This is a genomic window from Paraclostridium dentum (assembly GCF_012922555.1).
Classification (GTDB): domain Bacteria; phylum Bacillota; class Clostridia; order Peptostreptococcales; family Peptostreptococcaceae; genus Paraclostridium; species Paraclostridium dentum.
The window spans coordinates 518,367-538,434 of the sequence record NZ_WIPK01000001.1 but is presented as its reverse complement, the minus strand read 5'-3'; the positions used below and the strand labels follow the sequence as shown (position 1 = coordinate 538,434).

Below are 20,068 nucleotides of genomic sequence, written 5' to 3'. Positions count from 1 at the left end.
GCTTTTTTATTTGTACTTTAAAATACTGATTGATTATTTTTAATTTTATAGTATAATTTAATTATTACTAGGTACTAATACTTAATATAATAATCTAGTAAAATTATTTTTTTGGAGGAAATTAATGAAACCATTAATAATAGGAGATTTAATTGCTAAAGTGCCTGTAGTACAAGGCGGAATGGGAGTTGGTGTCTCTAGATCATCTCTTGCCGGTGCAGTAGCTAGTTGTGGTGGTGTTGGAGTTATATCTGGTGCACAGGTAGGTTATGACGAAGATGATTTTGAAATAAATCCTCTTAAAGCTAATTTAAGAGCATTAAAAAAACATATATTAAAAGCAAAGGAAATTTCTAAAGGTGGTATAATAGGTGTAAATCTTATGGTCGCTATGAATTATTATGAAGATCATGTTAAAACTTGTATAGAATCAGGAGTAGATTTAATAATTTCTGGAGCAGGACTTCCTACTGCTTTACCGAAACTTGTTAAAGATAGTTCTGTTAAAATAGCACCTATAGTTTCCACATCTAAGGCATTAGGAGTTATTTTAAAAATGTGGGATAGAAAGGAAAATACTACTGCAGACTTAATAGTAGTTGAAGGTCCTAAAGCTGGTGGACACTTAGGTTATCATAATGATGAGTTAGATAATATAGACAACATAGATTATGATGGGGAATTTATTAAAATCTTAGACATAGCTAAAAACTATGGAGATAAATTTAATAAAAATATTCCGGTTATAGCTGCTGGTGGTATATTTACAGGCGATGACGTAAAGAAATACATAGATATGGGTGCAAGTGGGGTTCAGGTAGGAACTAAATTTGTAGCTACTCATGAATGTGATGCGGCTTATGAGTATAAAATGACTTACGTAAATGCTAGTCAAGACGATATAAAGATAGTTAAAAGCCCGGTTGGAATGCCTGGTCGTGCAATTGGAAATAGTTTTATTGAGTCAGTTAGTTCTGAAGGTAGAAAAATTAAAAAATGTTATAATTGCTTAATACCTTGTAATCCAAGTAATACACCTTATTGTATTTCTAAGGCACTTATAGATGCAGTTCGTGGAGATATTGAAAACGGTCTATTATTTTGCGGAAGTAACGCTTATAAGGTTGATCGATTAAAAAATGTATCTGAAGTTATTGATGAATTAACATCTAAACTATAATAAACTTAAATATGGGTGTTTCTATTATAAACACCCATATTTTTATATCTATATTTTCTTCTTACATAATATGTATATAAACCTAAAATTTAAAATTAACAATATTAAAACTTATCAGCTTTTATTTCAAAAAATGCCTTTGGATGTTGACATACAGGACAAACTTCTGGTGATTCTGTACCTTTGTGTAAATGTCCACAGTTTTGGCATCTCCACTCTACAACTTCATCTTTTTTGAAAATTTTATCATCTTCTAAAGCCTTAAGTAGTTCATTATATCTTTTTTCATGTTCTTTTTCTATAGCACCTACTGATCTTAATAAGAATGCTATTTGATCAAACCCTTCTTCTTCTGCTTCTTGTGCAAACTTTTCATACATACTTACCCATTCATAATGTTCTCCAGCTGCCGCATCTTTTAAGTTATCTTCTGTTGATTTAATTCCTTCGTGAAGTAATTTAAACCACATTTTTGCATGTGCCATTTCATTTTTTGCAGTTTCTTCGAAAAAGTCTGCTATTTTATTATAGCCCTCTTTTTTTGCTTGTGATGCATAAAAACTGTATTTATTTCTAGCTTCAGATTCTCCTGCGAAAGCTGTAGCTAAATTTCTTTCAGTTTTAGTCCCTTTTATATCCATAGCTAGCCTCCAAATATTCACTATATTTGTTGGGGTACGTTTTCATTAACCCTCTACAGGTGGTATTATATACCATTAGTCAAACTTAGTCAATATAGTAAGATTTACTACTTTATTTACATTTTTTATTTAATAGTTTTTTGTAATATAAAATAAAGAAGATGATTTTATTAAATCATCTTCTTTATTTTCTTTTTGCATTTAAATATGAACCCATTCCGCCTTTTAAATTGTATATATTTTCAAATCCTTCTTTGTATAAAAAATTAGCTGCAGACTTACTTCTAGCCCCAGAAGCGCAATAAAGAACTACGTCATTATGTTTGTATTTTATTATTGAATTAACTTTCGATCTTAACTCACTAACAGATATATTTTTTGCTTTTTCTATATGTCCACTTTTAAATTCTTGAGCAGTTCTCACATCTATTATTATACAATTTCTATTATTTGTTAATAAGTCAATTAGTTCATTTCCATTTATAGTTTTGTATTTGTTATTTTTAAATAAGTTTGATAAAAATCCCATAAAGTACTCCTTTACCCCATTAAGTTTATTAAACTCATTCTATAATTTTAATAAATTTTTTTCTGTGACTTTATCACATAATTAAAACTTTAAAAAATCATCTCCAAGTAAAACAAAACTTTGTAATGTCATAAATGCTTTTATATCCATTTTCACATTTTTCTCTAATAGTTTTTTAGCTTCTTCCCTACTAACTAACATAGGTTTAATATCTTCTTCTTCTTCTAAATATTCAGTACTTAATTCACCATCACATAAACAATAAACTAGACTCGCGCTTTCTTCAGTCATACCTGGAGATAAGTATAATTGATTGTTTCCTAAGTTTTTCTTTATCTCTAACAGGTTAAGTCCTGTTTCTTCTTTTAACTCTCTTTTTGCTGCAATCTCTATATGCTCATCGTTCTCTACCAATCCAGCTGGCAGTTCATATACATAATCATTCAATGGCACTCTAAATTGTTTGACAATTACTAACTTTTTAATTTCCTTATGAAACGCGGCTATAACAACAGCATCTACATCATCTTTTTTACCTTTGAAATATTTTTCTGATAAATTTTCATATCCTTTTCTAGATGCTATCATCCAGTGATTTTCATTTCCTAATTTATTAGTATATGTTGCATCATAGATACTTAAAAACTTAGTTTCAGCAAGTGGTTTTAATTTTTTTATTCTATTGTCTACCATAAAGCACCTCCATTAGTTTTAATGTATAAATATTATCTATTTAAAGTATACTACATTCTTAAGATTCACTTCTAATTTTACATGTTCTCCTATTTCATATGAACCATTGTTAGAACTCACTTTTAATAATAAATTTTTAACTTTCACATTATAATAAGTTATGTCTCCTGCATAAATCTTACTTTCAACTGTACCTTCAATTCCTGTTTCATACTCTAAATCACATATATTTATATTCTCTTTTGAAATCATTAGTTCTACATTATCTATGCTTTCTTTAACATTTAAATCTAGATTTAATACACTAGATTTAAATTGACCATTATCTATATCTCCAATGATGTAATTCCTTTCTCCAAAAGAGTTTGCCACTTCTTTTGAGTTGGGGTTTTCATATAAATTTCTGGGAGTATCAAATTGAGCCACACGTCCATCTATCATAACTGCTATCTTATCGCTCATCATTAGTGCCTCTTCCTTATCATGAGTTACTAGTACAGTAGTTATTCCTAAGTCTTTTTGTATTTTTAAGATAAACTCCCTCATTTCCCCCCTCAAATTTATATCTAAACTTGAAAATGGCTCATCTAACAATAATATCTTAGGATTCACTGCAAGGCACCTTGCAATCGCAACCCTTTGTTGCTGACCTCCAGATAATTCATTAGGATATTTATCTTCTAACCCTGTTAATTTTACTAAGTTTATAAGTTCTAAAACTTTGTTTTTTCGTAAATTTTTATCTATTTTATTAACTTTCAGTCCAAACTCTATATTTTCAAATACATTCATATGTGGGAATAGAGAATAGTCTTGAAATACTATTACTGCATTTCTATACTGTGTTTTTAAATTTAAAACTGACTTTCCATCAAATAAAATATCCCCGCTTTCTGGTTTTATAAGCCCTGCTATTAATTTAAGCGTCGTACTTTTTCCACAACCAGATTTTCCAAGAAGAGTTATCAACTCACCTTGATTTATTTCTAAATTTATATTTTCAAGTATATTTACATTGTTAAATTGTTTTGTTAAGTTAACAATTTTAACTGATGACATTTTTTATCTCCTTATCATTTCTATAGTACTTGCGTATACTACCTTCCATTAAAGCTACTACAATTAAACTTATTAATATAAACACTATGCTATATATAGAAGATATCATCCTATCTCCACTTTGTATATAAGGAAACATTATTAAAGGATACGTAATTACACTTCCTCCACCTATTAATAAAGTTAAAAAATACTGACTAAAAGATATTATAAAACACATGCTAGATGCTCCTATTACACCTGGAAGTATCAGTGGAATTGTAACATATCTTAAAGTATCTAATTTTTTAGCCCCTAACATATTGGCTTGTAATTCATATTTATCACCTATTAATTTGTACACATCCGTTATCATTTTAACTCCATATGGTATACATGGAATTATATTTATAATAATTACTCCTAGTACAGTATTTGCTAATCCCATCTTAATAAAAGTTAATTGTATTCCCATAGCTACAGATATGACAGGTATTATTATAGGAGATAAAACTAATAACTCGAATAATTTTTTACCTTTAAATTCATAAAGTGCTATCGCCTTAGATGCTGGTATACATATAATCATAGTTAAACCTACAACTGATATAGATATAAGTGTGCTGTTTATTAGTACGCTTATGTTTTCACTATTCAAAATGTATTCAAAACCTCTCAGCGAAAACTCAGTTGGTATAATTTTAGGAAATACCCACGATGAAGATATAGCCCAAATAAAAAGTATTATTAAAGGCATTAATAACGAAATTAATATTATATTTATGATTAGATTTTTAAATTGCTTCTTCATACGATCACCTATAATTTATTTTTCTTTAATTTAGTAAAAATTAAATTGTATAATATTAATAATATAAAACTTATACCAGTTAATATACTATTCATAGCCATTGATAAAGGTCTTTGAGCTAAATCTGTATTTATATAGTTTATATATGCATTAACAGGAAGTGCTTTAGGATTTGTAGCCCCAATTAAATATGGTACTTCAAATGATCCAAACGAAAACGCAAATATTACAATGAATGATGAAAGTATTGTAGGCATTATCTGTGGCATTATTACCAATTTAAGTACTTGAAATTTATTAGCTCCTAAATTTAGCGCTACATCTTCTAACTTAACATCTAAACTCTTCAATATATTATACACTGTAATCGCTATAAAGGGCATACCCTTGTATATATATACAATAATTATGCCAATACCAGCTTTATCATTTACTAGGCTTACAAATTCACTAGAATCGCTTATTATATTTAGATTATATAATATTCTAGCTATTATACCTGTTTTAGAGAAAACGGCAAATGCAAGCATTACAGCTATTATATGAGGTACTATAATAGGCAAATTCAATAAAAAATATCTCAACTTAGAAACCCTATTTTTTGTCATTAAATACGCTAATAAAACTCCTATTACAGTTGCTATTATCGATGAAATTATTGATGTTTTTAAACTTAATATTAATGAATTTATAAATTGTTGATTAGATAATATCTCTTTGTAGTAATCAAAAGTTATACTATCTAATCCAATCAAAGGGAAATACCCCAAGCTTTGCAATATGCATGTGCAAATCCCTACTCCCATTATAAATAATAATAGTAATGCGGCTGGGGCAATAAGCAAATATGGTTTTATTTTACTCATTAACGTTAGCTACCTCTTCTAACCATATTTTTTCTATTATAGGCACTAAACTTGCCTTAATTTCTGGAACTGGATTCTTTACTTGTACTGAGTTTTTAAATTTTGATTTGTCTTCTTTAGGTATCTTATTTAGATCTAATATAGTCATATCTCCCCAATTTTTAGATTCACTCTTAGAAGCTTGTGCGTCTATACTTGTTAAATAATTTATTAATACCATTGCTCCAGCTTTATTTGATGAGTTTTTAGGTATCGCTAAAAAGTGAGTATTTGATATATTTCCTTTATCAAAGTTTATAAATTCTGTACTTTTATCAAACTCCCCAGAATTTATCTTACCTTCAATCTCATTTGGAGCATAAGTCATACTAAAATTAACTTCTCCATCAGAATACATATTATCTAGTTGCGCCGTAGTAGATGGATAAGTTTTTCCTTCATTCCATAAATAAGGCTTTATTTCTTTTAAATAGTCCATGGCTGGTTGAATTACTTTTTTAACTGTAGCTTCATCTTCAGGTAAATCCTTTAAATTTTCATAGCCTACTATATCATATATTACATTTCTTACAAATGCACTTCCTGTAAAATCTGGTGGTGCTGGGTATGTAAACTTACCTGGGTTTTTCACTATAGCTTCTTTTAATGTATTAGTGTCTACTATATTCTCACTTACTTTATCTGAGTTTTTTAGTACTGTAAATGAAGCTTTCCCCCACGGAGACTCCATATTGTCTACAGGTGTACCAAAGTCAGTTGTTATGTCTTTTGAGTTCGTATCAACATACTTTTCATAGTTTTCTATTTTATTAGTAAATGGTCCAAATAAAAGTTCATTGTCTTTTGCCGTTTTAAAGTTTTCTCCATTTACCCAAAAAACATCTATATTTCCTTTATCATTTTTAACTTGTTTCTCAGATATTAATTGATTCATTATGGTATCTATATCCATCCCTACTCTTTTTACATTTATATCGTATTTTTCTTTCATGTTTGGGATTACATAATTATCAAACCATTTATTCAGTACTTCATTTCCTCCCCATCCATAAAAGTTAACAGTAATTCCTTTTGCACTTTTTTCAATTTCCTCATAGTTTTTGCTTAAAAGTTGGTCATCCGATTGGCTAGTAACCTTTCCATTGCCGCATCCAACTAAAAACAATAGGGATATCGTTATTCCCAAGGCAATAATTTTTTTCATGTTGTTCCTCCTCTGTCGTTTTATTTATAATAATAATATAACCTCCCAACTAAATATTATAAAGCTGGGAGGTTATTTTTATTAACTTACTTAACTAATTTGTAGTCATGCTCTTCAACACCGTCTGTAGCATTATATATTTTTGTAAAACCATGCTTTTCTAAAATTTTTGCTGCCTTTTCACTTCTGTTCCCTGTCTTACAATAAAGCAAAACAGGTTTTTCTTTATAATCATCTAATATAGTTAAATTATTTTCAAAATTATCAAAATCTATATTCATAGCCTTATCTATATGACCTGTGTTAAATTCACCTTTTGTCCTAACATCCACAACAGCTATATCATCTCCAGTAGCTAATAAATCCTCAGTTTCTTTTGCATTTATATTTTCATATTTGGCGGATGTTTTATCATCACTATCAGTTTTTTGAGTACATCCAACTAAACTTCCAACACTAAATGTGATTAATGCCCCTGCAATTATAACACTTATTTTTTTATTTAATTTCATAGCTATTCCCCTTTACTCCGTAATTCGTCATAAAATTCTAAATTTCTTATTCAATTATACCAAACTTATAATCGCTTCATTATAGTTTTTTTCTATATATCATTATCGTCATATAGTTTTTAACTATTATTCGCTTTTTAAAGTTATACTAACTATCTCAGGTCTACAGTTAAATCTTATAAGAACTTTAGATCCTCCTAAGCCTTTACTTAATATCATTGTTGTATCATCTTTTTTATAATTTCCAAAATCATACTTTGGGAAAAATTCTCTATTAGGGGAAAGTACGCCACCTAATAAAGGTAGCCTTATTATACCTCCATGAACATGACCTGATAATACTAGATCAGCTCCATAAGCACTGTAATCTTCAAAGAAAAATGGTGTATGTGCTAGCATCACATTATATTCATTTTTATTTATTTCTCCTAATGATTCTTTTATAAAGTCTTTATCTAATCCTTCTTTTCTATTTTTAAAATTCTTGAAAAAGTAAGGATATTTTTCTAATGGAATTATAAGTCCAAAAATATTTATACTAGAATTTTCTTTATTTACTACCACTTTTTCATTTTCTAAATTTATAATTGACTTTTTACTAAATTCCTTAAAATAAAGTTCATACTCTTTTTTGTATTTTTTTATTAAAGACTTTTGTTCATGATTTCCTATTATATGATAAACTTCATAACTTTTAGTTAATTCATCTAAAAAATTTAATGAAACATGAAAGTTATTTTTATCGCCTTCTACTAAATCTCCTGTTATAACTACTATATCAGGTTCTTCTTCATGAATTTTTTTTAATAATTTTTCATTGTTCTTTCCAAATGTTTTATTATGTAAATCACTTACTTGAACAATTTTAAAATTATTAAATTCTTTTGGTATTTTTTTATTTTTTATTTCATATCTAGTTGTTTCTAAACTATTTATCTCTCTATTTAAAAACAAAGTTGTTCCTAAAACTATGGTTGAGCCTAATAAAACTTGCGTAAACATAATATTTCCTTTCTGATTATATTAAAATGCATCTTTTAATATTTTAAAGTATTTACCTTCTAATGATTTATACAGCGGTACACCTATTATTGTTATAACTACAAATTGTCCAAATCCAACTTGTGCCATAGATAACATAAGTGGTAATCCAAAGAATATATTAAGCATTATGCCTATTATTATAGCATTTATAACAGTAGGCCAAATTGATGATACTAATAAAGCATATTTTTTACCATCCATTATTTTGCTAGTCATATAAACTGCATATACACTTAAAAATGTTGCAGTTGTACCAAAAATTATATCTGGTACTCCATAAGGCCCTATAATATTAGCTAAAAAACATCCTATTGTTAATCCCCATATATAGTCCTTTTTTATAAATGGAAGTAATACCATAATTTCTGCCACTCTAAATTGTATCGGCCCATAACTTATGGCACCTAATACCAATGTTAAAGTTGCATATATAGCCGCAACTAATGCTGTTGTAACTAGTTTTTTTATATTTGTCGTCATAAAATTTCTCCTTTAAGTCCTAAAATCTAAAAAACCGCAGAAAAATCTACGGTTTTATAATCTAAATAATAATATAAATATTATATTTTAAGACTTAACCATAGTTTTGTTTAAAGACAGGAGGCTTTCGAACTGTCTTTTTAAGTTTTAAGATAATTTATATATTATCAAAAAAAAACTTTTTTTTCAATAGAGTTAATTACTTAAACGTTTCCTTAACTTTCTTTAATTTATTTATTATATCAATATGTTGAGGGCAACTTTTTTCACATTTACCACATTCTATACATTTAGATGCGTCAACATCTTGTTCAATTAAATATTTATACATATTATTTTTTATACCTTCTATATCATTAAACATTGATGAATTATTTAAACATTCAAAACATGCCGGTATGTTAACACCATTTGGACATGGCATGCAATATTTACAATCCGTACAATTTATTTTTATTTTAGACTTTAATGTATCTCTTAATGCTTCTATTACCTTTTCATTTTCTAAGTTCATAGAATCTGCAACTCCATCCTCGTTACATATTCTTATATTATCAATAACCTGTTCCATGTTTGACATTCCACTAAGGACAATTCCTAGTTCTGGCTTATTGTATAAAAATTTAAAAGCCCATTGAGCTGGAGATTTTTTACTATCTGATTTGTTAATTATTTCTAATATATCATTAGGTAAATTATTAGCAAGCTTTCCTCCTCTAAGAGGTTCCATTATAATAACACCCATATCTTTTTTACTTGCATACTCAAGGCCTTTAGTCCCTGCTTGGTATTCTTCATCTAAATAGTTGTATTGAATTTGTGTAAAATCCCAATCATATGAATCTATTATTTCTTTAAATACTTCATACTTATCATGAAAAGAGAATCCTACATATCTTACCTTTTTACTTTTCTTTATTTCATTTAAAAAATCAAATATGTTATTTTCAACTAAGTTCTCCCATAGGCCTTTATCTAATGCATGAATTAAGTAAAAGTCTATCTTTTCTGTTTGAAGTTTTTTTAACTGCTCATTAAAATACTTATCCATATCTTCTCTTGAATTAATTTCCCAAGATGGCAATTTAGTTGCTAGATTAACTCTTTCTCTATATCCATCCTTTAAAATTTTCCCTACTACAATTTCACTTTCTCCATTGTGATATGGGTATGCAGTATCTATGTAGTTTACTCCATTATCAATTGCATACCTAACCATCTCAATAGTTTTTTCTTCATCAATTTTCCCATCTATTTGAGGAAATCTCATACACCCAAATCCTAAAATAGATATTTTTTCCCCTGTTTTTCCAAATTCCCTATATCTCATATCTACCCCTCCTAAATTTAATTTAATTAAATTATACAATAAATAACATATTCCAATATACTAACATTTTATGCTTATATATTTTTTAATTTACACATAATTTAATGAGGTATTTTTATTGTATTAAAAATTAATATATGATATTATTAATTTATCTGACCTCTTAAGCAGTGATGCCGATGTGGTCTTTTTTAATAAAAATAATACATAAAGGAGTGGTATAAAAAATGGACAGTATTCCATTGCGGATATGTTTGTTTATTAAATCACTTAATGAATCTTAATTATTGCTTAATACCTTTATTCAATTATATGTTTAAGCAATTATGTAGATAATACTTAAGTGATTGCTTTAAAACTGAATAAAGGAGTGATCAAATGATAAGATACTATAAAACTATCGACTCTAAACTTGAAAAATTAAAATCATTTGAAAGTGGTTGTTGGGTTAACTTAGTTGAACCTAGTACAGCTGAAATACTTGAAATATCTGCAAAGCTTAATGTTGATATAGAAAGTGTTAGAGCTGCACTCGATGAAGAAGAGCGTTCTAGAATAGATATTGAAGATAATCATATTTTAATACTTATAGATATACCTGTAGATGAAAGTGATGCATCTTCTACTCACTACTCTACTATTCCACTTGGTATTATTCTTTTAGATGATACTATTGTTACAGTATGTATAGGTCAAACAAAAATCTTAAATGACTTTATAGTTGGACATGTTAAAGATTTTTTCACTTTCAAAAAAACTAGATTTATTCTTCAAATTCTTTATAAAAATGCTAGCTATTATTTACATTATCTAAGAAGAATAAATAAAATGACTATAGCCATAGAGAAAGAAATATATAAATCTATGAAAAATAAAGAATTAGTTCAGTTACTAGAACTCGAAAAATCTCTGATCTATTTTTCGACTTCGCTAAAAGCAAATGAACTTGTTCTTAACAAAATGCTTAGAACAGAATCTATTAAAAAGTATTCAGAAGATGAAGACTTACTTGAAGATGTTATTATAGAAAACAAACAGGCTTTAGAAATGGCTACTATTTATGGAGATATTTTAAGTAGAATAATGGATGCATTTAGTGCTATTGTTAGTAATAACCAAAATACAGTTATGCAATTTCTAACATCTATTACACTTATAATGTCTATACCTACTATTGTATCTGGATTTTTCGGTATGAATGTACCTGGATTGCCATTTGAACATCATCCTAGTGGATTCTGGCTTGTTATTTTAATTACATGTATTATGTGTTTAATTCTTACATTTATAATGTCTAGAAATAAATTATTATAAATCAGTTGACATTTTCCAAAATTTGAATATAATTAAATTATAAAATTAAATTCCCTAGAAGGGGAGTAGCTTACACTTAGGTGTTAATTAGTCGTCATACCAGTGATAATCACTCGGTTAATTAGCGAGTTTAATCTTGTTAGCAAGACCTTCTAAATGAGTAGAAATATTTCTACTTATTTAGAAGGTCTTTTTTATTTTTATTTCATAAAAAAAGGGAGATGTTTGTATGGTTTATGTGTTTTTATTATTTGGGTTCTTACTTTTAGTAAAGGGGGCTGATTATTTCGTCGATGGTTCTTCAAGTATTGCAAGGTCTCTCAGGATTCCGTCCTTACTTATAGGTCTTACAATAGTTGCATTTGGAACTAGTGCTCCTGAAGCCGCCGTCAGTGTCACTGCATCTATCGAAGGGCAAAATGGAATAGCACTCGGAAATATTATAGGCTCAAATATTTTTAATCTTTTATGTGTTGTAGGTATGTCAGCTTTTATAAAGCCTTTGTCGGTTAAAAAGTCTATACTTTTGAAAGAATTTCCATTTTTAATACTTTCTTCAGTTTTACTTTTAATACTTTGTAATGATTTTGTTTTTCAAAACTCACAAAACTCTATTTTGTCTCTTAGCGATGGATTAGTATTTTTAATGTTCTTTGGTATATTTATATACTATTTAGTAGAAGTTTCAATTAACTCTAGAAATAAAAATAGAAGTTTAATTACTAATACTAACATTGAATTATCAAATGATGATTTAACTTATACAGAATCAAATATTTCTTTATCAAAATCTATAGTTTTATCTATCATAGGTATTTTAGGTATAATAATTGGAGGTAAGTTAGTTGTTGATTGCTCTTCTAATATAGCCTTGAGCTTTGGAGTAAGCCAAAAAATGATAGGCTTAACAATTGTTTCTATAGGAACGTCTCTACCCGAATTTATAACTTCCGTTGTAGCCGCCAGTAAGGGTGAAAGTGATATAGCTTTAGGAAATGTTATTGGTTCAAATATATTTAATATTTTATTTATACTTGGTGTATCTTCACTTATTACTCCTATATCAGTTGATCCTAGCCTGTTTTTAGATATACTTATAATGATAGTTGTTACTATAGTAGCTTATATATTCGCCATTAGAAAAAAAGATATTAGTAAGTTTGAGGGTATCGTATTAATAGGATCTTACATTTTATATATGATTTATGTCGTTCTTAAAAATTAAAATAAAAAGATATAGGTTAAAACCTATATCTTTTTTTATATTAATTTTAATTAAGTTTTTAATATTAAGCTGCTGGAGGATTTTGACCTTGATTCGGATCTGGGTTCGGATTCGGATCTGGGTTCGGATTCGGATCTGGGTTCGGATTCGGATCTGGGTTCGGATTCGGATTCGGGTTTGGATTCGGATTTGGGTTCGGATTCGGATCCGTTGGTTGCTCCGGTTGCGTTGGTTGCTCCGGTTGCGTTGGTTGCTCTGGTTGTATTGGTTGCTCCTCTTGTTGTTGAGGTTGTTCTTCTGTTTCTTGTTCTTTTGGTCTTGTACTTACTGGAGCACTGTAGCTTATATCAACTTTAGCAAACGGTCCTTCTTTTCCAAATTCTCTACCTTCTAGTCCATCATGTATAGGGTCCATAACATCTTTCCATAATGCAGTAGCTATTTTACTTCCTTGTGGAAGTGATTTAAGTCTGTCATTACCAATCCAAACTGATGCAGTATAATATGGTGTATATCCACAGAACCACGCATCATTATTACTGTTTGTAGTTCCTGTTTTACCAGCAACGGCCATGTTTGATAATTTAGCCCTTTTACCAGTACCATCATTAACAACACCTTCTAGCATTTTAGTCATGTAGTAAGCTGTATTTTGAGAGTATACTCTCTTAGTTTTAGGCTTATGATCAAGTAATAAACTTCCATCTGATAATTCTATTTTAGTAAATGTTGTAGGTTCCACATAAACCCCACCATTTGCTATAGCTGCATAAGCAGCTGTCATTTCAAGAGGAGATACTCCTCGAGCCATTCCTCCTAAAGCAGTAGGGTAATGTCTATCTCTTACATCATCTACAGTTGTTATTCCTAAATCTTTTAATGAATCTAAAACTATTTTCATAGATTCTGATTCACTGTTACCAAGCATTGCAGCTCCGTGAACAGCAGCACCATTATATGATTGTTTTACGGCTTGAGCCATACTTACACCACCATGGTATGAACCACCTGCATTCTTAGGCCAATCTCTACCATTTACTTTTTTAAGTGGTGAATCATTTAAAGTTGAGTAAGGAGTAAGTCCAGCTCTCTCCATAAGTGGCATATATACTGCTAATGGTTTTATTGATGATCCTGGTTGTCTTGGATTTGTAGCTCTATTATATAAACTTTCTCCTCCTATTCCACGACCACCTATCATTGCCTTAATTTGTCCATTATTATTGTCCATAACAACCATAGCTGATTGTGGTTGTAAGTTTCCATTTTCATCTCTATAAGTTCCTGGGAAGTTAGAACCATCTTCATATTCTTTTTCTACAATATTTTGCATATCAGAGTCTATTGTAGAATGAATTCTAAGTCCTCCATTGTATAGCATATCTTTAGCTTCATCTTCAGTATAACCTTCCTTAACTAAAGCTTTTACTACATCTTTTTTAACTAAAGAGTTAAAGTATGAAGAATTTTTACTTTCAACATCTTCTCCTACATTAATTTTTATATCTTCTTTTATAGCCTTATCATATTCACTTCTTGATATATATCCAAGTTCTAACATTCTTCCTAAAACAACTTCTTGTCTCTTTTTAGAATTTTCATTAAACTCAGCTTTATATATTACTTTTCTACCCTTTTTTAAGGCATCATATGTAAGCTTATCAATTCTATCATTTTCAAGTAACGTTTCATACATATCAAGATCATCATCTGTTGGTACATAGTCTTGAGCATATATTATTATTTGTGCATTTTTCAAATCATCATCTTTTGTTAACTGTGATGTTTTATAAGCAGCATATTTACTTGGATATTTAGTTATACCTGCTAAAAGGGCACTTTCTGCTAAGCTTAATTCAGATACATCTTTATCAAAATAGTTGTGAGATGCAGCTTGAACCCCTCGATTTCCTTGACCTAAAGACATTGTGTTTAAGTATGATAAAAGTATTTCATCTTTATCTAACTCTTTCTCTAACTGAAGTGAGTAGTAAAGTTCTTTTATTTTTCTTTTATATGTTTTTTCATTAGTTAGATATAAGTTTTTAGCTAACTGCTGTGTTATTGTACTAGCACCTTGTGCTTTATATCCTGATTTTATATTTTGTACAAATGCGCCTATAGTTCTTTTAATATTTATACCATGATGCTCATAAAAAGTATGGTCTTCTATAGCAAGCACTGCATTTTTTAAATTATCAGGGATATTATTCATATCTTTTACTACATACCTTGACTCTGCACCTTGAATTGTCTCTGTAACTTTATTATTTGAATCATATATAATAGAGTTTTCTGCAAATACCATATTTTTTGGATCTATGTCTGGAGTATTAAACAGTATAGCCATAACAAATATACTAACTGATGCAACTCCTAGCCCAAATATCGCTAAAAAGCCTATTGCTATTTTTTTCATAAGGCTATTCTTTTTCACTTTTTTGTCACTCATATTTTCGTTATTGCCCCCAATCTTAAATTTTAATCTGGTTTTTTATAGTTTAATATAAGTCCTTTTTTTATTATTACATATAATTTTTATTTCTCCTTCATATTTTTCCAAAAATTTTTACAAATAATGCTTATATCTTCAGTTTTTCTAGCTACTTTATTTGGATACCACTCTCTTGGAAATATTTTTTTATACTTTTCTTGAGAGTATCTATTATCAATAAGCATTATTACTCCTTTGTCAGAGTCTGTTCTTATACATCTTCCCGCGGCCTGAAGTATTTTTATCATTCCTGGATAAGTATATGCATAATCGAAACCATCATAGCCTTTTTTATCAAAATGCTTTTTTATGATGTTCCTGTCAACTCCTATTTGTGGCATTCCAACTCCCACTACTATAACTCCTATAAGTTTATCATTGGTAAGATCTATACCTTCAGAAAAATGACTGCCTAAAACGCAAAAACCAATGTGAGTGCAGTTATTACCTTCTTGAAAATTTTTCAAGAAACTTTCTTTTTTAGTTTCACTCATATCCTTTTCTTGAATTTCAATATTTAAATCTGTATAGTTTTTTATCATGTAATCGTACACCAGTTCCATATAACTATATGATGGAAAAAACACCATATAATTCCCCCCATTACTTTTTACACAATCTTTTATAGATTTAGATACATCTTTACAAGTTTCATACCGTCTATTATAAGTGGTATTTATATTATTTGCAAATATTAACTCTCTTTTATTTACATCAAATGGAGAATTTAAACTTATAAAATAGTCTTTTTCTTCACCACCATACATACTTTTAAAATAATTTATAGGAAGTAATGTAGCTGAAAATATTATTGTAGATTTGGCACTTTTCATTCTTTGTTCAATAACTCCAGATGGATCTATACAATAAATTCTTATAAGTACTTCTTTCCCATCTTTTTCATAAATAGTTACGAAATTGTCATCGTAAAATTCTGCAATTCCCAAAAAACTATGAACATCAAAATATAATTCTATAAGTTTTTCATTTTCCTCTGAATTATCTTCTAAATACTCATCTATTTTTTGAGTTAAAGCTTTCAAAAGATTTATAAACTCTGTATCTAAGTCCTTGCTTTCTATATGATTTGATAATTTCATATCCTTATATATTATTAATTCTTCATCTATTTCTTTAAAATATGACTTTATCTTATTTATAGAATAGTTAATACTTCGATTTTTTCCTTTCATTATTTTACTAATTTCTTCAAACTGAAATTTGCCTAAAGATTTAGAATACATATCTCTAGTTCTATCAACTAAATTGTGAGCTTCATCAATTAAAAAAACATAATCATTTTTTTTAGTATCAAAAAATCTTTTTAAATATACCTTTGGATCAAAAACATAATTATAATCACATACTATAATGTCACTAAATAATGCTAAATCAAGAGATAGTTCAAATGGACATAGTTTATATTTTTCACTTAAACGCTGTATAACTTCATATGAGTATGTATTTTCATATTTTAAAATTTCCTTTAAAGCACTATTTATCCTATCAAAATATCCATTTGCATATTCACAATATTCTGGGTTACAATTAGCTTCATCTTTTTTACATACATTATCTTTTGAAGATATTATTATGTATTTTATATCTAAACCTTTTTCATTCATTAATTTCAAACTATTTTCGCATACATCTTTTGTTATGTTTTTCGCAGTTAAATAAAAAATTTTAGATGCATATCCCTTACCCATAGCTTTTATAGATGGAAAAAGCGTTGAAATTGTTTTTCCAGTTCCTGTTGGAGCTTGAGCAAAACATTTTTTATTATCTACAATACTTTTATAAACGTATACCGCAAATTCTCTTTGTCCTTTTCTATAGTTTTCAAATGGAAATTTTAAATTTTCTATATTTTCATCTCGTTTAGATATATGGTTTTGTTCTATATCTATCCATAATTTGTACTCATTTATAAGATTTAAAAAATCTTTTTCAAGTTCTTTAACTTCATAATGCGTTCTAATTTTATTTATTTCCTTAGTTTCTAGGTTGTAATATGTAAGTTGTACATAAATAGCCCCTAAATTATTTAACATACAGTATATATATGCATAGCACTTTGCCTGAGCTAAATGTAGTTGATTTATATTTTTGTTATAGTCATTTACATCCTTTAACGTAGATTTTATTTCATCAACTATAATCTTCCCATCTTCTTTTAATATTCCATCTGCTCTTCCTTCTACTTTTATACTTATTCCTTTATATTCAAATTCATATTTCAATTGGTACTCTGCATCATAATTTTCATCATATGAATTTTGAATCATTTGATGAGCTAAAGTTCCTTCTATTGGTTTTATAGATGCACTCTTTGTATTGTCTATACTTCCATTCCTCATTATAAACTCAACAAGATTTCTTACAGATATTTTTATTTCTCTTTCCATATTTTTAGTCCCTCTAAAATTTTTCTATGTTTTATTATATAATAAATTTATATATTTTTCTATTCTCTACCAAATTTTACTTAATACATATTACAATTTTTAGGAATACTAACTATGTAAATTTATATAGGAGGTGTTCATATGAACGATAGTTATTTAAGAAGAAAAGCTTCTGAAGAAGCAAAATCTATTTATGAAGATTATTTTACTGCATCTAAAACTTTAGATACATTTAATTCTATTCCGGGTATAGAAGTTTATAATATACCTAAATATCATCACAGTACATGTTGTCGCTGCCTTAACGCATTTCCTCATAGTGAAAATAATTATTTTCCTGAAGAAGGATTTGTTTGCGACAATTGTTTAAATAATCAAACATTATCTTAACCTCTAATTTTACATTTAATTTATCTTGTTATATAATTAAGTAAATTCGACTTAAGGAGCTAGACATGAATATAACAATATATAATTCTGCTAAAGCAGAACTTAATAAGCTATTACAACAAGAAACTAATAAAAAATATATAAGAGTATTTATTAGAACTATAAGTTTCTGATGTGATGCTAGAGTGCATATAACTCTGGATGAGTTACAGGATAATGATGAGTTATTTGAAGTTGATGGATATAAATTGATATTAAGCAAAAGATTAGCTTCTCAGATTAATAATCTATATATATCATTTGGAGGTTTATTGAGCCCTAATGAGTTTAGTGTAGATTGCGACTTTAATGAATATTATTAAAAAAAGAGTGCCATTTGACACTCTTTTAATTATTTAAGTAAACTTTTTATTCCATCTGCAACAAATTCAACAGTTGTTCCAACTATAACTTGTGCACTTGTCTTATTTAATTTTACAACACCTTTTGCTCCAATAGATTTTAATGCTTTATCATTCATTTTATCAGTATCTACTAATTCTAATCTTAATCTAGTAGCACAGTTGTCTACCTTAGTTATGTTTTTTTCTCCGCCTAAATATTCTATATATTTTTTAGCTAAATCCAAATCACTATTTATGTCTGTAGAGTCTCCTTGATCAAATTCATCACAATCTTCTTCTCTACCAGGAGTTGGTAAATTTAATTTTGTAATTAATAAATAAAATACAATAAAGTATATTATAGACATTCCTAGCCCAACCAGTAATAAAGTAATAGGCTTAGTAGCTAGTCCAAAATTCATTAAATAGTCAATTGCTCCAGCTGAGAATGTAAATCCATGTAATATTCCTAGACTGTCTACTACAAAGAATGATAGTGAAGTTAAAATCGCATGTGCAATTAATAATATTGGTGACAAGAATATAAATAAAAATTCTATAGGTTCAGTAACACCTGTCAAGAAAGATGTAAGTGCTAAAGATAATAACATTCCTCCAACAGCTTTTCTCTTTTCTTTTTTAGCTGCAAAGTATATTGCAAGAGCTACAGCTGGCAATCCAAACATCATTATAGGGAAAAACCCTGTCATAAAATGTCCTGCATTCGGGTCTCAAGCAAAGAATCTAGCTATATCTCCAGTTTTTCCATTATAAGTTCCTAATTGGAACCAGAAAAATGAGTTTAAAACATGATGTAATCCCATAGGGATTAGTAGTCTATTAAATAATCCAAAAATTGCAGCTCCAAATGCTCCCATTCCAACAATAGACATTGAAAAATCAGTTAAAGCACCTTGAACTGTTGGCCATATCATACCTAAAGGTATGGCAATCACAACAGATATAAGCCCCGACATTATAGGAACAAGTCTTCTTCCTCCAAAAAATGCTAGAAACTCAGGAAGTTTTACTTTTCTAAATTTGTTGTAACATAACCCACCTATTAAACCTGCCAGTATACCACCTAAAAATGATATATTTAGTGTTGCTACAACATCTTTACTTAAATTCATTATCCAATATTGTTTTGATACATTCGTCAATGTAAAATACGATATAACCCCAGCCAATGCTGCTGCTCCATTTTGGTCATCTGAAAACCCAACAGCAACTCCTAATGCAAATAATAACGGTAAATTATCAAATAAAGCAGATCCTGCTGCTCCAAAGAATGGTAAAATCGTTTGCAAGAACGGTATGCCACCAAGCGCATCAACAATATCAGGTTGACCTAATCTTAACATTATACCTGCTATAGGTAATGCTGCTATAGGTAGCATAAGTGACTTACCTATACGTTGCAAAAATTTAAGCATAAAATAACCTCCTTTTTTAATTTTTTTTAAATTATAAATTAATTATACGTTTTAATTTTCCATTTTTCAACATTTTATATTGTTATTGTA

Annotated in this window: 19 protein-coding genes and 1 pseudogene; 5 read left to right on the top strand and 15 right to left on the bottom strand. The window is 28.5% G+C overall.

Annotation, left to right across the window (positions count from 1 at the left end; genetic code table 11):
* Positions 1–124 precede the first annotated feature (124 nt).
* The gene (locus GFJ41_RS02520; RefSeq protein ID WP_035116526.1) at positions 125–1,180 is read left to right on the top strand and encodes an NAD(P)H-dependent flavin oxidoreductase; all 1,056 of its coding nucleotides are present in this window, start codon (positions 125–127) and stop codon (positions 1,178–1,180) included.
* Positions 1,181–1,284: 104 nt separating this feature from the next.
* Here GFJ41_RS02520 and rbr read toward each other — a convergent pair whose 3' ends face one another.
* The 11 genes from rbr to GFJ41_RS02465 all read right to left on the bottom strand — a co-directional run bounded on the left by rbr (position 1,285) and on the right by GFJ41_RS02465 (position 10,328).
* The gene (gene rbr, locus GFJ41_RS02515) at positions 1,285–1,821 is read right to left on the bottom strand and encodes a rubrerythrin (protein WP_170074519.1); all 537 of its coding nucleotides are present in this window, start codon (positions 1,819–1,821) and stop codon (positions 1,285–1,287) included.
* 184 nt (positions 1,822–2,005) lie between these two features.
* Positions 2,006–2,350, bottom strand: coding sequence for a rhodanese-like domain-containing protein (locus GFJ41_RS02510; protein WP_052169175.1), 345 nt, complete (start codon positions 2,348–2,350; stop codon positions 2,006–2,008).
* An 81-nt stretch (positions 2,351–2,431) separates the two neighbouring features.
* The gene (locus tag GFJ41_RS02505) at positions 2,432–3,043 is read right to left on the bottom strand and encodes an NUDIX hydrolase (RefSeq protein ID WP_170074518.1); all 612 of its coding nucleotides are present in this window, start codon (positions 3,041–3,043) and stop codon (positions 2,432–2,434) included.
* A gap of 36 nt (positions 3,044–3,079) precedes the next feature.
* Positions 3,080–4,102 carry an ABC transporter ATP-binding protein gene (locus GFJ41_RS02500; RefSeq protein WP_170074517.1) on the bottom strand — a complete coding sequence of 341 codons (1,023 nt, stop codon included), beginning with the start codon at positions 4,100–4,102 and terminating at the stop codon, positions 3,080–3,082.
* Positions 4,089–4,892, bottom strand: coding sequence for an ABC transporter permease (locus GFJ41_RS02495; RefSeq protein ID WP_035116529.1), 804 nt, complete (start codon positions 4,890–4,892; stop codon positions 4,089–4,091). The genes GFJ41_RS02500 and GFJ41_RS02495 overlap by 14 nt, the downstream gene beginning before the upstream one ends.
* An 8-nt stretch (positions 4,893–4,900) precedes the next feature.
* Positions 4,901–5,758, bottom strand: coding sequence for an ABC transporter permease (locus GFJ41_RS02490; RefSeq protein WP_035116530.1), 858 nt, complete (start codon positions 5,756–5,758; stop codon positions 4,901–4,903).
* Positions 5,751–6,962, bottom strand: a complete 1,212-nt coding sequence (locus tag GFJ41_RS02485) for an ABC transporter substrate-binding protein (RefSeq protein WP_170074516.1) — start codon at positions 6,960–6,962, stop codon at positions 5,751–5,753. The genes GFJ41_RS02490 and GFJ41_RS02485 overlap by 8 nt, the downstream gene beginning before the upstream one ends.
* An 86-nt stretch (positions 6,963–7,048) precedes the next feature.
* On the bottom strand, positions 7,049–7,474 hold the full coding sequence (locus tag GFJ41_RS02480; RefSeq protein WP_052169176.1) for a rhodanese-like domain-containing protein: 426 nt from the start codon (positions 7,472–7,474) through the stop codon (positions 7,049–7,051).
* Between the two features lie 126 nt (positions 7,475–7,600).
* Positions 7,601–8,476, bottom strand: a complete 876-nt coding sequence (locus GFJ41_RS02475) for a metallophosphoesterase (RefSeq protein WP_035116532.1) — start codon at positions 8,474–8,476, stop codon at positions 7,601–7,603.
* Between the two features lie 21 nt (positions 8,477–8,497).
* Positions 8,498–8,998 carry a QueT transporter family protein gene (locus GFJ41_RS02470; protein ID WP_021429059.1) on the bottom strand — a complete coding sequence of 167 codons (501 nt, stop codon included), beginning with the start codon at positions 8,996–8,998 and terminating at the stop codon, positions 8,498–8,500.
* Between the two features lie 199 nt (positions 8,999–9,197).
* Positions 9,198–10,328 (bottom strand): aldo/keto reductase, encoded by a 1,131-nt coding sequence (locus GFJ41_RS02465; protein WP_170074515.1) that lies wholly within the window; start codon positions 10,326–10,328, stop codon positions 9,198–9,200.
* Positions 10,329–10,706: 378 nt separating this feature from the next.
* Here GFJ41_RS02465 and GFJ41_RS02460 point away from each other — a divergent pair, with 378 nt between their 5' ends.
* Together GFJ41_RS02460 and GFJ41_RS02455 are read left to right on the top strand one after the other, a co-directional pair.
* Entirely contained in the window at positions 10,707–11,642 is a 936-nt protein-coding gene (locus GFJ41_RS02460; RefSeq protein ID WP_021432663.1) for a magnesium transporter CorA family protein, read from the top strand.
* Between the two features lie 229 nt (positions 11,643–11,871).
* Positions 11,872–12,867 carry a calcium/sodium antiporter gene (locus GFJ41_RS02455; protein WP_170074514.1) on the top strand — a complete coding sequence of 332 codons (996 nt, stop codon included), beginning with the start codon at positions 11,872–11,874 and terminating at the stop codon, positions 12,865–12,867.
* Between the two features lie 64 nt (positions 12,868–12,931).
* Here GFJ41_RS02455 and GFJ41_RS02450 read toward each other — a convergent pair whose 3' ends face one another.
* Together GFJ41_RS02450 and GFJ41_RS02445 are read right to left on the bottom strand one after the other, a co-directional pair.
* Positions 12,932–15,319, bottom strand: a complete 2,388-nt coding sequence (locus GFJ41_RS02450) for a transglycosylase domain-containing protein (RefSeq protein ID WP_206001486.1) — start codon at positions 15,317–15,319, stop codon at positions 12,932–12,934.
* Positions 15,320–15,405: 86 nt separating this feature from the next.
* The gene (locus GFJ41_RS02445) at positions 15,406–17,769 is read right to left on the bottom strand and encodes an ATP-dependent DNA helicase (protein ID WP_170074512.1); all 2,364 of its coding nucleotides are present in this window, start codon (positions 17,767–17,769) and stop codon (positions 15,406–15,408) included.
* 141 nt (positions 17,770–17,910) lie between these two features.
* On the opposite strand from GFJ41_RS02445, the gene GFJ41_RS02440 reads away from it, so the two are divergent.
* Both GFJ41_RS02440 and GFJ41_RS02435 read left to right on the top strand, forming a co-directional pair.
* Positions 17,911–18,159: a hypothetical protein gene (locus tag GFJ41_RS02440; RefSeq protein WP_035116537.1), complete on the top strand. Its 249-nt coding sequence runs from the start codon at positions 17,911–17,913 to the stop codon at positions 18,157–18,159.
* A gap of 185 nt (positions 18,160–18,344) precedes the next feature.
* Entirely contained in the window at positions 18,345–18,521 is a 177-nt protein-coding gene (locus tag GFJ41_RS02435; protein WP_021428941.1) for a hypothetical protein, read from the top strand.
* A 29-nt stretch (positions 18,522–18,550) separates the two neighbouring features.
* Here the strand turns inward: GFJ41_RS02435 and GFJ41_RS18950 are convergent, their stop codons facing one another.
* Together GFJ41_RS18950 and GFJ41_RS18945 are read right to left on the bottom strand one after the other, a co-directional pair.
* Complete coding sequence (locus GFJ41_RS18950; protein ID WP_306343040.1) at positions 18,551–18,910, bottom strand: PTS sugar transporter subunit IIB; 360 nt, start codon at positions 18,908–18,910, stop codon at positions 18,551–18,553.
* 192 nt (positions 18,911–19,102) lie between these two features.
* A pseudogene (locus tag GFJ41_RS18945) lies at positions 19,103–19,906 on the bottom strand (PTS transporter subunit EIIC); the annotation flags it as partial.
* Positions 19,907–20,068: the final 162 nt, after the last annotated feature.